The organism is Rufibacter aurantiacus (assembly GCF_017916345.1).
GTDB lineage: Bacteria > Bacteroidota > Bacteroidia > Cytophagales > Hymenobacteraceae > Nibribacter > Nibribacter roseolus.
In genome coordinates, this window is sequence record NZ_JAFMSV010000001.1 from 842774 (window position 1) to 856425 (window position 13652).

12 protein-coding genes are annotated in these 13652 nt (G+C 53.5%); 10 read left to right on the forward strand and 2 right to left on the reverse strand.

The window, feature by feature from the left end; all coding sequences use genetic code 11:
- Positions 1–4: 4 nt before the first annotated feature.
- The 3 genes from J3P34_RS03365 (at position 5) to J3P34_RS03375 (ending at position 3046) form a co-directional block, all read left to right on the forward strand.
- Positions 5–409: a DUF983 domain-containing protein gene (locus J3P34_RS03365; protein ID WP_149092373.1), complete on the forward strand. Its 405-nt coding sequence runs from the start codon at positions 5–7 to the stop codon at positions 407–409.
- Between the two features lie 69 nt (positions 410–478).
- Positions 479–1351, forward strand: coding sequence for a helix-turn-helix domain-containing protein (locus tag J3P34_RS03370; RefSeq protein WP_210486421.1), 873 nt, complete (start codon positions 479–481; stop codon positions 1349–1351).
- A 99-nt stretch (positions 1352–1450) separates the two neighbouring features.
- Positions 1451–3046 carry a PQQ-dependent sugar dehydrogenase gene (locus J3P34_RS03375; RefSeq protein WP_210486422.1) on the forward strand — a complete coding sequence of 532 codons (1596 nt, stop codon included), beginning with the start codon at positions 1451–1453 and terminating at the stop codon, positions 3044–3046.
- A 242-nt stretch (positions 3047–3288) separates the two neighbouring features.
- Here J3P34_RS03375 and polX read toward each other — a convergent pair whose 3' ends face one another.
- Complete coding sequence (gene polX, locus J3P34_RS03380; RefSeq protein ID WP_210486423.1) at positions 3289–5001, reverse strand: DNA polymerase/3'-5' exonuclease PolX; 1713 nt, start codon at positions 4999–5001, stop codon at positions 3289–3291.
- A gap of 741 nt (positions 5002–5742) precedes the next feature.
- Between polX and J3P34_RS03385 the strand changes: the two genes are divergently transcribed.
- From J3P34_RS03385 to J3P34_RS03400, 4 genes are all read left to right on the forward strand, one after another.
- A complete protein-coding gene (locus tag J3P34_RS03385; RefSeq protein WP_210486424.1) occupies positions 5743–6138 on the forward strand; it encodes a hypothetical protein in 396 nt (131 codons plus the stop codon).
- 69 nt (positions 6139–6207) lie between these two features.
- Positions 6208–6612 carry an EVE domain-containing protein gene (locus J3P34_RS03390; RefSeq protein ID WP_210486425.1) on the forward strand — a complete coding sequence of 135 codons (405 nt, stop codon included), beginning with the start codon at positions 6208–6210 and terminating at the stop codon, positions 6610–6612.
- A gap of 69 nt (positions 6613–6681) precedes the next feature.
- Positions 6682–8229 carry a hypothetical protein gene (locus J3P34_RS03395; protein WP_210486426.1) on the forward strand — a complete coding sequence of 516 codons (1548 nt, stop codon included), beginning with the start codon at positions 6682–6684 and terminating at the stop codon, positions 8227–8229.
- 260 nt (positions 8230–8489) lie between these two features.
- Positions 8490–10013: a hypothetical protein gene (locus tag J3P34_RS03400; protein WP_210486427.1), complete on the forward strand. Its 1524-nt coding sequence runs from the start codon at positions 8490–8492 to the stop codon at positions 10011–10013.
- On the opposite strand, the gene nhaA is transcribed toward J3P34_RS03400, so the two are convergent.
- Positions 10010–11209 carry a Na+/H+ antiporter NhaA gene (nhaA, locus tag J3P34_RS03405; protein WP_210486428.1) on the reverse strand — a complete coding sequence of 400 codons (1200 nt, stop codon included), beginning with the start codon at positions 11207–11209 and terminating at the stop codon, positions 10010–10012. The two genes, J3P34_RS03400 and nhaA, sit on opposite strands and share 4 nt — an antisense overlap.
- A gap of 210 nt (positions 11210–11419) precedes the next feature.
- Between nhaA and pyrR the strand changes: the two genes are divergently transcribed.
- The 3 genes from pyrR (at position 11420) to J3P34_RS03420 (ending at position 13583) form a co-directional block, all read left to right on the forward strand.
- Positions 11420–11992 (forward strand): bifunctional pyr operon transcriptional regulator/uracil phosphoribosyltransferase PyrR, encoded by a 573-nt coding sequence (pyrR, locus tag J3P34_RS03410; protein WP_210486429.1) that lies wholly within the window; start codon positions 11420–11422, stop codon positions 11990–11992.
- Positions 11979–12902, forward strand: coding sequence for an aspartate carbamoyltransferase catalytic subunit (locus J3P34_RS03415; RefSeq protein ID WP_210486430.1), 924 nt, complete (start codon positions 11979–11981; stop codon positions 12900–12902). Before pyrR ends, J3P34_RS03415 begins: the two co-directional genes overlap by 14 nt.
- Before the next feature lie 357 nt (positions 12903–13259).
- A complete protein-coding gene (locus J3P34_RS03420) occupies positions 13260–13583 on the forward strand; it encodes an STAS/SEC14 domain-containing protein (protein ID WP_246850365.1) in 324 nt (107 codons plus the stop codon).
- Positions 13584–13652 lie beyond the last annotated feature (69 nt).

Here is a 13652-nt window from a genome sequence, read left to right on the forward strand (position 1 = left end):
AGCTATGTTAGGAAAAGGCTCTAAACTATACAGCATTGCCAAACTGAAGTGCCCGCGGTGCCACGAGGGCGATCTGTTTGAGAACAACAGCCTCATGGGGTACCGCAAAATGAGTAAGATGCTGGACCATTGCCCGGTCTGCAACCAGATCTATGAACCGGAACCAGGTTATTATTACGGCGCCATGTTCGTGAGTTACGGACTCACCGCCGGACCAACGCTAGCCATTGTAGGCCTCATGATGCTGTTCTCAGAGGAAATCACCCTCTGGATGTTTATGGGCGCGCTGCTGTTGTCGCTGCTGCTGTTCATGCCTGCGCTCTTCAAGCTTTCCCGCGCCATCTGGATCAACATCTTCATCAGCTATAATCCCGAGGCCGCCGCGCATCCCTTTGCCCGAGGCCACTAGCAGGTCTTTGTTTTAAAGCTATTTTTCGGAAATTGGGGCCAAACCAGCCAGGCGCTGGCACTTTGCCCTATGCCCGAAAAGCTCCCCGTTTACCGCATCCCTGATTTTACCCCAGCAAAACCCCTGAGCCGGGGCATCCACGTGGCCGATCTGCAGGCGCACCGGCAAACCCACGCCTTTGTGCAGGCTCCCCACAAACACGACTTTTATCTTCTGCTTTGGGTGAGAAGCGGACAGGGCACGCACACCATTGATTTTACCCAGTATGAGGTTACTCCCGGCAGTGTGTTTTTCCTGACGCCCGGCCAGGTGCATGCCTGGGACCTCACCCCGGAGACCGAAGGCACCCTCCTCTTTTTCTCCCCGGAGTTTTATCGCGGCGGTCAGGAGAAAGACAACCTGCGGCAGTTCCCCTTCTTCCGGACCTGGCAACACCCTCCCGTTTTGTATGCCTCCGCCCAGGACCTGGCTCCCGTAGAACAGCTTCTTCAGCAGATGCAGCACGAGTATGCCCATCCGGCTTCCTTCCAAACCGATGCCCTGCGCGCGTACCTAGAGCTCCTCCTGATCCAGTTGGCCCGGCTGTACCCGGCGGCCCCTGTGCAACTGGAGGAGAACAGCTGGCCTTTTCAGTTGTACCAGTTGGAGAACTTGGTGGAGCAGCATTACCTGGAGCATCAGTCGGTGAAGTTCTACGCCCAGGCCCTGCACCTTTCACCCAAATACCTCAACGAGCTCTGCAAAGAGAACCTGGGCAAAACCACCACTGACCTTTTGAAGGAAAGACTCTTGCTGGAGGCCAAACGGCTGCTCACCCACTCGCCGCACCTCAACATCGCGCAGGTGGCGCAGGTCCTGGGCTTTGAGGACAATTCTTATTTCAGCCGTTTTTTCAAAAAACACACCGGAAACACCCCCGAACAATTTCGGCAGAAAGGATAAATACTGATTCTGGCTTCTGGTCTGGCATTTAGAACAACCTATTGCGGACAAGGCAGGTTAAAAGGGAGGAAAATCATGTGGGTCTTTCCTTTTTAGCTTATGCCGCGTTGCCTTCTGTTTCTGCCCTTCCTTCTGTTTCTTTCCAGTACCTTCACCTCGGCCCAGGACCTTACCGGCCCTAAAGGCGAGACCTTTACCGTGCGGGTGGTTAAAGACAAGCTCAGCGATCCCTGGGAAGTCACTTACGGCCCCGATAACTACCTCTGGATTACCGAAGCCAAAGGCTATAAAGTAAGCCGACTGAACCCGGCCACCGGTGCGCAGACCGTTTTGCTGGACCTTACCCCCGAGCGGAAATTCCCCCGCTATGACAAGGTGCCTGACTCCGTAGACGGCGGAAAACCCTGGCCACAGGGCGGTCTGATGGGCATGGCGCTGCACCCCCAATTACTCTCGGGAAAAGCGTACGTGTACCTGGCCTACGCTTACCAATATGCAGGCGCCGGAAAACAGGGCGATGGCTGTGATCCTAACTTCGGGGGCTGCCATTACACCATGCGCCTGGTGCGGTATGACTACGATGCTAAGGGACAGAAACTCACCAATCCGCAGGTACTCTGCGATTCCATCCCCGGCAGCAACGACCATAACTCGGGCCGATTGCTCATTGCGCCGGTGCAAGGCAAGAATTACCTATTCTACACCGTAGGCGATATGGGTGCCGGGCAGTTCAAGAACATCGGCCGGACCAACCACGCGCAGCTCACCAGCAGCTACGAAGGCAAAGTCCTTCGCTTCAACCTGGAACCCGATGCCGACAAAAACCAGTATGACCGCTGGGTTCCGAATGACAACCCATTTACCAGCACCCAAAAGCAGAACGCCGTCTGGAGCCTGGGGCACCGCAACGCCCAAGGCCTGGCGTACGCCCAGGTGAATGGTACCGGCCGCCTCTACGCCAGTGAGCACGGTCCTTTCTCTGACGATGAGATCAACGTGGTGGAACGGGGCAAGAACTTCGGGCACCCGTTGGTGATTGGCTACAATGACAACAACTACAACGGGCTGGCTGCCGGCGTGAGCAACCACGCAGAGATTCCCGGCGAGTGGCACACGGCCTACCCTACTATCAAAAGCGAGAAAGAGAATGCCACCGCCATCGGAGCTCAGACCTACCGCGACCCTGTGTACAGTTTCAACCCCAACTCCAACGCATTTCTCACCAGGATCATGACGCAGGTGCGAAGCAATGGCGAAAAGGATTCGCCGGAGTGGCCTTCTGAGGCGCCCAGCAGCATTGCCGTGTACACCTCCGCGGGCATACCCGGCTGGCAGAACTCCCTGCTGGTGCCCACGCTCAAAACCGGCAAGCTGATCAGACTACCGCTCAACGCCTCCGGCGCGGGCGTCACCGGTGATACGCTCACCTACTTCCGGTCCAAAATCCGCTACCGGGATTTGGCCATCTCGCCCGATGGCAAAAAGCTGTACCTGGCCGTAGACAGTTCCTCGGTAACCTCCGGCCCCTCCGGCGAAGACCCCAAAGGCAGCCAGTACCGCGGTTCCATCCTGGAGTTCACCTACGTGAAAGGCGGAACTGCTTTGAGAAAGGCAACTGATGGAAAACCAGATGGCAGCACCCAAACCGATACAAAAGCGGCAATCCAGGTTGGGGAGAAAAGGCGGAGAGAATAAAGAAAGGCAAAGAATTAAAACAGCCTTCCGTTTAGCAACTGTTTTCTGGGAAATCAGCCCAAAACAGTTTACAAGCCAAACAGGTCTTCACAGAACAGGCCTCTCCCGTTTTGTCATCCTGAAATGATCTTGTGCACAAGCTGAAACAGCCTCTTCGTAAACGCTATTTCAATTCGCGCGCAGGATCTTTCCAAGATGACATTTAGGTGATGATAATCGGTGATTTCTTATACTGGTTATTCTTACAAAATCCCCTTCGCCTTCTTCCGCTCTGCAAAATAAGCTGCTACTTCATCGCGCGTTTTTGCATTGAAGGTCATCTCTGGGGTTAGTCCGCCTTTGCGGCCTACCAGTACGCCGTAGCGCATGTCATCGTAGCCGCGCATGCTGTGGGCGTCTGGGTTGATGCTGAGCATCACGTTCTGGCCCAAGGCGTATTCTACCCAACGCCAATCCAGGTCCAGGCGCCACGGGTTGGCGTTGATTTCTATGATGACCTGGTTTGCGGCGCAGGCGTCAATCACGGTTTTATGGTCAATGGGATAACCTTCGCGGCGGAGGAGCAAGCGACCGGTGGGGTGCCCCAGCATGGTGGTATAGGGGTTTTGGATGGCGTTCACCAATCGGTCAGTGGCCTTCATGATGTCCATTTTTAGGTTGCTGTGGATGGAGGCCACAATGAAGTCAAAGGAGGCGAGGATGTCATTGTCATAGTCCAGCGAGCCATCAGCCAGGATATCAGACTCAATACCTTTGAAGATGCGGAACGGACCCAGCTCCTGATTCAGGCGGTCAATCTCTTTCTGCTGCTCTTTCACCCTGAACTCCTGCAGACCGTTGGCATAGTAGGCAGATTTGGAGTGGTCGCAGATGCCCAGGTACTCAAAGCCTAGTTGTTTGCAATGCACGGCCATCTGCTCCAGCGTGTGCGCGCCGTCTGAGTAGGTGCTGTGATTGTGCAGGATGCCTTTCAGGTCGCTGTCCTGGAGGAGCGTGGGCAGTTGGTTTTCGCGGGCCAGCTCCAGCATACGCAGGCTTTCGCGCAGTTCCGGGGTGATATACGGCAGGTTCACGCGCCGGAAGATCTCTTCCTCAGAAGCGGCCGGCTCGCCATAGGCCTCCGCGATGAGCGTATCGCCGGCCTCGTTCACGGGTTGCGATAACCACGCCGGACTGGCCGAGTACAGCAGCGTCTGGTTTGCGAAACGACGCTCGGGCACCAGCCGCACCTCCAGCTTCACGCCGGTAATGTCTACCAGTCCACGCCACACAAACGGTCCGGAAACTGCTTCCTGCGGCGATATCCCCGGCAGCTCGGCCAGGAAGTTGGGCCAATTCTCCTCACTGTTCAGGCTCAGAAGGAACTGCAGGGTCTCCACCGTCTCCAGGTTTCGGCGAATCTCCCCTACCACTTCGGTGGCTACCGTTTCAGGCCTGTTTTTGAGGAAAGAGAGCAATTCCAGCGCCAGGGTCTCGGCCTCGGCCCAGAGCAGTTTGCCTTTGTTGGACTCGGTGTATTGCAGCCCCTGCAGAATGGTTTCCTGGGTTTTCGCCCCGAAGCCTTTGAGCTTAGACACCTCGTTTTTCTCACAGGCCTCGCGCAGGCCTTCAATGGTGTCCACGCCCAGGTCTTTCCAGATAGTCTTGATTTTCTTCGGCCCGATGCCTTTGATGTTGAGCATCTGCACCACGCCTTCGGGGGTGGTTTCCAGGAGCCGTTTCAGGTCGGTGTGGGAGCCGGTTTGGATGGCTTCCATGATCTTGCCGGCCATGCCTTTGCCAATACCGTCCAGCTTTTCCAGCTGGGCCTGGCTCATCTGGTGAATAGGTGATTCTATCCGCTCCATCACCATCACGGCACTGGTATAGGATCTTATTTTAAACGGGTTCTCGTCATGCAGCTCCATCAGGGAAGCCGTCAGCCGGAACATACGGATAAGTTCTTTGTTCTCCACGAATGTTGTTGTGAATGGGGTTCAGACAAAGATAAGAACATCCTGCGGATGTAAGTTCTGAGTCAACGTGAGAGTCCTGAGTTCTGAGTCTTGAGTTAGGAATGTTTTCGGCAAAGCCGATTTAGGCTTGTTTTCTGAGAAACAGCTTAAAAATGCTTAACACCTTTAACTCTCCGGTAAATTCGCGCATTTTGTCCCCCTTTGAAGGGGGTAGGAGGATGACAAAGCAGGACGACGAACCAAAAGCTTAAATAGCAAAGAGGGGCAAAATGATTTCCGGAGATTGCCATGATCAGCACGAGCAATCATCCCCCTACCCCCTTCAAAGGGGGACGATATGCGTGTGAATTCTACAGCGTTTCAAGTGCTTTTCACTAAAATAGGCCAAAAACTTTCTATCGATGCAAGTATTTGAGTAGGGGCAATCCCTTGTGGCTGCCCTTGCGCAGGCCTCCGCAATTTAAGTTGTTGGTGATAACGCCAACAACGGGACCGAATTTAGTGGGTTCTGAGCTCTGGATCATGAATTATAGGTGAATTAAAGGATTGCTTTCGGCAAAGCCGATTTGGACCTGTTTGAAGGAAAACGGCTCCAAAACAAATAAATTCCTGCAAGTCAGCACTGACCCTTCATCGGCTTATATTCTTCCCAACTCAGGACTCAAGACTTAGAACTCAGGACTATTTTTTATATTGTGCCTGAATTGTCATGGACGCAAAGTTGAGGCAACACGCAGACGTATGAAACACTTCTTTTTGCTGAGCCTGCTGGCCCTGGTGCTCATGGGGGCCCGGTGTGGCGCCAAGGCCGATTTGCCGGCCTCGGTGTACGGGCTTACCTGGCTCAACTCCTATGAAGAAGACTCTGCCGATGTGCGCACCTACCGGCCTAATACCTTTGACTTCCCGCCTTCGCGGGGGCGCACCGGGTTTATGATCCAGGCAGACGGCACGTTCATCCGCTACGGCATCGCCCCTACCGATGGTCTGGAAGAGCAGCCCGGCAAGTGGGAGGCCAAGGCCAAAGACCGCCTGCTGGTAACCTTTGACAATCCCAAACATGCCCCGGAAGAACTGGAGATCATCTCTGTCACCTCAGACCTGATCAAGCTCCGGCGCAAGACAAACCAAGAATAGAATATTTTTACCTTTAACCATGGCAAGTGGCCTCCTCACTGGGAAAACCCTCTTGTTTTTAGCTTACCTATGAATTACTGGCTCGTTAAATCTGAACCTGAAAAATACGCCTGGTCTGACCTGCAACGCGATAAACAAACCACCTGGAATGGGGTTAGAAACTTCCAGGCCCGTAACAACCTCCAGAAAATGCAGCAGAACGATCTGGTCATGTACTACCACAGCGTCTCTGAGAAATCTATTGTGGGGGTGGCCAAAGTAAGCCAGGAAGCTTACCAGGACCCAACCACCCCGGAGACGCAATGGGTGGCGGTAACCCTGGTGCCGGAGAGCCCGTTTGCCAAACCAGTAACCCTGGACCAGATCAAAAAAGAAGAACGGCTCCAGAACATCGCGCTGCTGCGGCAGTCAAGGTTATCTGTGATGCCATTAACGCCCGAAGAGTTTGACCTTTTGTTGGCCATGGGCCAGTAAGCGGCATATAACATCTGGCTACAGGTTGGCGTTTTTATTGAGTTCAGCGTGATTTCTTAAAAACACCGTATGTTCCCACTCATCAGAAGCACTTCCTGGCGGTACCTGTTTCTCCTGCTCTGCTGGGGCTGGATTTTCTGTGCGCAGGCGCAGAAAAAAGACAAAGACAAGCAGAAACCCGAGCCGCCCGCCCAGACCTATCGGGCCGAGATAGAAAGTGACTCTTATGACGAGGAGCATTCTGTGCACGCGCTCCCAGACACCAGCCTGTTGGTGGTATCGTTTAAGCGGAACAGCTGGTTCAGCAAGGATGACTTTGTGCTCACCAAGTACAACCGCGAGCTGAAACAGGTCTGGCAGACCAAGTATGAGCACAAAACCAACCATGTGCTCCTGCAGGTGGCCGCCGACCGCAAATTGGTGTTCCTGCTGTTCTCTACCCCCAACAACAAAAAGCTGATGCTGCACAAGGTGAACGCCGCCACGGGCGTCTCCACCTTCAGCGAACATACGCTGCCGGCCTCCTATATCACCATCCGGGAGATGGCTACCCTTGACGGACATGTGTTCCTCAACGGCTTGGACCGCGACAACCTGAACATGCTGCACCTGGACCCCAACGTGGACGAGATAAAGCTGCTACCCGCCGTTTTTGGGATGGAAGATGACCTGGGCGAGTTCAGGGTAGACACGCTTACCCACGCGGTAGAGTTTGTGGTGGCCGAGTCAAACGGCAGGCGCTCACGGGTGCAGGCCAAACGCATGAACACCAAAGGCGAGGTCATAGGCACATATTTTCTCCAACCCGAGCTGGACGAGCGCAATGACAACACCCTGCAGGCTGGCCGTCTCACCCCCGGTGACACCCTCACCAAGGTTTTGTTGGGCACCTATGGTTTCCGCACTTCGGTGTTCGCCAAGGGTTTGTACAGCAGTGACCTGGCCGGCAATGTCAATTACTACGATTTCACCAAGCTGGATCATTTCTTTGAGTACATGGGGCCCCGCGCCCAGCGGCGCATGAAGGCGAAATTCGCCCGGCAGGAGGCCAAAGGAAAACCGCCCGTGCTGCGTTACCGCATGTACCTGCACCCCATCATGCCCCACCCGCAAGGTTACGCCTTGGTGGGCGAGATTTATTATCCGCAGTACCGCAACAACAGCCTAAACCAATACACCAACATCACGGGCCGGTACCCGGACATCCGGCAGGCCAGGAGCAACTTTGACGGTTATCGGTTTACCCATGCCATTGTCTGTGTTTTTGACCGTGAGGGCAAGCTGCTCTGGGACAACTCCTACAAACTGCAGAACGAGACCTACCCCCAACTTGCCCCCACCGTGGAGGCCGGCGTCACTCCCGAGGGCAACATCGCCCTGACTTACCCGGAGGAAGAATACATCTGGTACAAGACCGTTAAACCCAACACCTACGTTTCTGACGATGAGAAAGTAGAGGTGCGGCTGCAGGAGGAAAGCGAGAAAAGAATCACCAGCAGCAACGAAGGCATTGTGCATTGGTACGGCGGCAATTTCGTGGCCTTCGGGTTTCAGCGCATCAAGCCTGAGCACGGCTCGGCCCGCACAGTCTTTTACCTGCAGAACATGGTCTTCTGAAGGCCTTCCTTAAAACGCACCCGCTTGTGCTTACAGGCTACTTTTCTAAAAACAGGGTTAAAACAGCCCCAATACTGTTGTCCTGGTCAGGACTTCTATTTTCCAACAGGAGCAATCAAGCTGTCAAGCCCTACTTGGACAGCAAAACAAATCTGAAAAGTTCTTAATCTGACTTGTGGATTTATATAATTTTATAACTATATTAAGTTCAGATTAGCTTTTCTTGTATGCGTCTCTTCCCATGTGGTACATATCAGGTAATGCTTGCGCTCCTCCTGTTCTACTGGAGCATCACTTGTACTGCGCAGGTCCGCCAGAAGAACAGGGGCAAGGAGAAATCGGCACCTCCGGCTCAGACGCACCGGGTAGAGGTGGAAAGCAGTTCCTTTGACGACAAACACCTGGTGCATGCCCTACCGGACAGTGGCTTGCTGGTAATCTCCACCAAACGCCACGCGGTAGAGGGGAAGCATGATTTTGTGCTCACCAAGTACAGCAAAGCGCTTAAACCTATCTGGCAAACAAGCCATGGGCATAATTCAAACCACGCCTTCCTGCTTTTGGCCGCCGAGCCGGAAACCCTGTACCTGCTATTTTACAGGCTCCATGACAGGAAAGTCCTGCTTTACCAGGTAAATAATACTTTGGGTACGGTTACGTTTAGTGAGCATACATTACCACCGTCTGGTATTACCCTCAAAGAAATGAAAGCGCTGGACGGCCAAGTTTTCCTTAAGGCACTGGAAAAAGATAACCTAAGCCTTCTACACCTAAACCCCAGCCAGAAAGAAATAAGAGCCCTGCCCCTTACGCTGGGTCTGAAAGAGGATGTAGGCGAATTCAGGGTAGACACCTTAACGCACGCGGTTGAAGTTGTGGTGGCCGAGTCAAACGGAACGCGTTCGCGGCTGCAGATCAAGCGCGTGAATTCAAAGGGCGAGGTCGTGGGCACGTACTTTGTTCAGCCTCAGATGGAGTTCCGCTCAGAGAACACGCTGCAAAGTGCCCGGCTCGCTCCCGGAGACACCCTCAATAAGGTTCTGGTGGGCACTTTCGGGCATCGCAGGTATACCTTCTCCAAGGGTTTATTTTCCAGCAGCTTGGTTGGCAACCTCAGGTATTTTGATTTCAGCAAGCTCAAGCACTTCTTTGAATACCTCTCGCCCAGGAAAGCACGCCGGATGAAAGCCAAATTCGCCCGCCGCGAAGCCAAGGGAAAGCCTGTTTTGCTGCGCCCCCGCTTACTTTTACACCCTGTTATGCCCCACCCGCAAGGATACGCCATGGTAGGGGAAATTTATTACCCACAGTACAAAAGTGGCCCCCTTAATCTGTATAGCAGCATCTATGGTTCCGGGCAGGACAAGCAACCCTCTGAGCAGGAATTGATTGAAGGTTACCAGTTCACCCATGCCATTGCCTGTGTTTTTGACCATGAGGGCAACCTGCTTTGGGACAATTCCTTCCGGCTCAAAAATGAGACCTATCCAGAACTGGTGTCAAAGGTAACACCAGGTGTCTCGTCGGCGGGCAATATCACGCTGGTGTACCCCGAGGAAGAATACGTCAGGTACAAGACTTTACGGCCCAACGTTTCTATCTCCGATGAGGAAAAGGTGGAAGTGAGGTTACAGTCCGATTCTGAGAAACTTTACGCCAGCAACGAGGAAGGAATCATCCATTGGTACGGCAGCAACTTCATTGCTTACGGGTTTCAGCGCATCAAACCGGCCCACGGCCAGGACCGCACGGTTTTCTATCTCCAGAGCATGACGTTTGATTAGACGGCTTCCGTGTGATTCTCTAAAACCGGAGTTTTGACAGAAACCGCCCGCAGCAGAAAATAGCCCAACACCCCAGACAGCGCAGAAGCCACCAAAATGGAGAACTTAGCTCCGGTCTGGTACGCAGGGTCTGAGAAAGACAGAAGGGCAATGAAGATAGACATGGTAAAGCCTATCCCGGCTAACAACCCCAAACCGGCTACCATTTTCCAGTTAACGCCGGTAGGCAAAATACTCGCTCTCAATTTTACAGCCACCCAGCTGGAAAAGAAGATTCCCAGGGGTTTTCCCAAAAACAGCCCCAAAACAATACCCAGGCCCAAGGGGCTCAGCAATCCCTCCAGCATATCTGCCTCAAACCTGATGTTGGTGTTGGTCAGGGCAAAGATGGGCATGATGAGAAAGTTCACGGGTTTGGTAAGCGCGTGCTCCAGATGCTCTAACGGTGACTCTTGGGCATCTGAGGTGGTGGGGATGGTAAGAGCTGTCAACACCCCTGCTACGGTGGCATGCACCCCTGAATGGTGAATAAAGTACCACATGAAAAGCCCCGGCACCAAATAGAAGACCAATGACTTTACCCCAAACCTGTTGAAAGCCAGCAACAGCAGAAAGATTGCGGCGGCGTAGAGCAGGTACGCAAAGTGTAACCCTGCAGAATAGAAGACGGCAATGACCACTATCGCGCCTAAATCATCTACAATGGCCAGGGCGGTCAAAAAGATCTTCAGCCCCGCCGGCACTCTACTTCCCAGCAAAGAAAGCAAGCCAATGGCAAAAGCGATATCAGTGGCCATGGGAATACCCCACCCACCGGCTGTATCAGCTCCTGTATTGACAAGCGCATAAATGGCAGCCGGCACCACCATGCCACCCACCGCGGCAAACACCGGCAGAGCAGCCTTTCTGGGCGAGGAGAGCTCCCCTTCCACCATCTCGCGCTTGATCTCCAGCCCTACCAGCAAAAAGAAAATGGCCATGAGCCCATCATTGACCCAAAGGAGTATTGGATACCTCAGGTGCACCTGCGCAGACTCAAAGCCCAGCTGGGTCTGCAGAAATCCAGCATAGGCTTCTCCCCAGCCAGAGTTGGCTATGAGCAGGGAAATAACCAACGAAATGATGAGAATGATACCGCCCGCCGAGGCTGATCTGAAAAAATCGGGGAATACTTTCAGGTTAATGAGTTTAGCCATAACTCAAACCTACGGCAAAATCCCTTTGAGGTAAGCGGGTTTTTCTAAAATTAACCAGCAGGAACTCTGCTGCTCCTTGCTCCCAACTGGGAAAATTAATGTCAAGGCCCTAAAAATACAGCTTTTGAAACCACAGGCCAGAGAAGAGAAAAATTGCTTTCTTTTACCCAAGGCTGCCGGTAAGTCTTTATATTTGCCCAAAACCCGGCCATGCACAAACGCCTCATTGTTCCGCACGCACTGTTTCAGATCATGATCCGGCGCCTGGCGCACCAGCTCATAGAGACGCACCGCGATTTTTCCAATTCCGTTATCCTGGGCCTGCAGCCGCGCGGCATTTTTGTGGCAGACCGGCTCCAGCAGACCCTGCAGGAGATTCTGGGCATAACGGTGCAGACCGGCTACCTGGACATTACTTTCCACCGCGATGACTTCCGCCGCCGCGCCGCGCCGCTGGCCCCTAACGCCACCAAGGTAGATTTCTCCCTGGAAGGCAAACGCGTGATTCTGGTAGATGATGTGCTCTATACCGGCCGCTCTGTGCGGGCCGCCCTGGACGCCATGATCTCCTACGGACGCCCCGCCCAGGTAGAGCTGCTGGTACTTATTGACCGCCAGTACACCCGCGATTTACCCATTGAAGCCACGTATACCGGCCAGCGCGTAGACTCCCTGCACTCACAGCGTGTAGAAGTTACCTGGCAAGGCCCAGATTCACCAGAGGATGTTATCTGGCTCCTCACCCTTACCCCAGACCAAGAAGAACCCCATGCAACAGCTTAGCGTCCGGCATCTGTTGGGCATCAAAGAGATTACCCCGCAGGATATTCAGTTGATCTTTGAAACCGCTGACCAGTTTAAGGAGGTTCTGAACCGGCCTATCAAGAAAGTGCCTTCGCTCCGCGATGTCACCATTGCCAACGTGTTCTTTGAGAACTCCACCCGTACGCGGCTCTCTTTTGAGCTGGCAGAGAAACGCCTCTCGGCGGATGTAATCAACTTCTCGGCCTCGGGTAGCTCCGTGAAGAAAGGCGAGACCCTGCTGGACACCGTCAACAACATCCTGTCTATGAAGGTAGACATGATTGTGATGCGCCATAGCAGCCCCGGCGCCCCTCATTTCCTGTCGCGTAAAATCCAGGCCAACATAGTAAACGCCGGCGACGGCACCCATGAGCACCCTACCCAGGCGCTGCTGGACTCCTTCTCCATCAGGCAGAAACTGGGCCAGGTAGGCGGTAAAAAGGTGGCCATCATCGGTGACATCACCCACTCCCGCGTGGCGCTTTCCAACATCTTCGCACTGCAGATGCAGGGGGCCGAGGTAGCCGTTTGCGGACCGCCCACCTTACTGCCCAAACACATCGCAGATCTGGGCGTGAAGGTTTTCTGGAACGTGCGCGAGGCCCTGCAATGGTGCGATGTGGCCAATGTGCTGCGCATCCAGCTGGAGCGCCAGCAAGGCAAGCTGTTCCCGTCTCTGCGCGAGTACGCCCTTTACTTCGGGATCAACAAGAAGATGCTGGACGAGCTGGACAAGGAAATTGTGTTGATGCACCCTGGTCCTATCAACCGCGGCGTGGAACTCACCTCAGACGCCGCCGACTCTCACCATTCCATCATCCTGGACCAGGTGGAGAATGGCGTGGCCATCCGGATGGCGGTCTTGTACCTGCTGGCCAGCAAAGGATAACCAGTCAGCTACCCCACTGAGATCAATGGAAGATCAGCGCTTTTAGTCTGTTTTCCTAAAAATATGCTATAAATAAAGCAAGTGCCCGGGAGCAGAACTTCCGGGCACTTGCTTTTTATCAGGGTCCAATACCATGGTAAATCCGTTGCTTTTAACCTTTTACAGGCACACCATAGTCTTCCCTTTTATCATACAGCTATCCAAACAAAGCTACTTGAATTAAAATATGTATATTTGGAGTACAGAAAACTGAGCAACCTCAATAATACCATGACGAAGGAACTTGTTAATCCTTTTGGAAGAGTTTATCTCACAATCAAAGAGGATTCCCAAAACAGGTTAATCTATGTAAACTGGATGGGGTACTTAACCGAGGAAAACATAAAAACCGGGGCCAGGGCTTACACGCAGGCGCTGGCTGAGGCAGGATACAAATGCGTCTTGAACGATACGCGGCTCATTATTGGCTCCTGGGACCACTCCATAGACTGGGTTGTGAACGAATGGGCGCCCAGCGCGGCCAAAGCTGGCCTCAAACGCTTCGCGATGCTGGCCAATCCAGAGAGTTTGGGGGAGTCCTCAGCGTCAACGTTCCTAAGCGAGGTAAAAGCCTTTGAAGCCAGATCCTTTGACAACCTGGATACTGCCCGCAAATGGCTTGCAGAGGCTTACACCAGATAACCACTCACAGATACATTATAAACAGAAGAGCTCGCTATCAACAGTAGCGGGCTCTTTTCTGTTTATGGG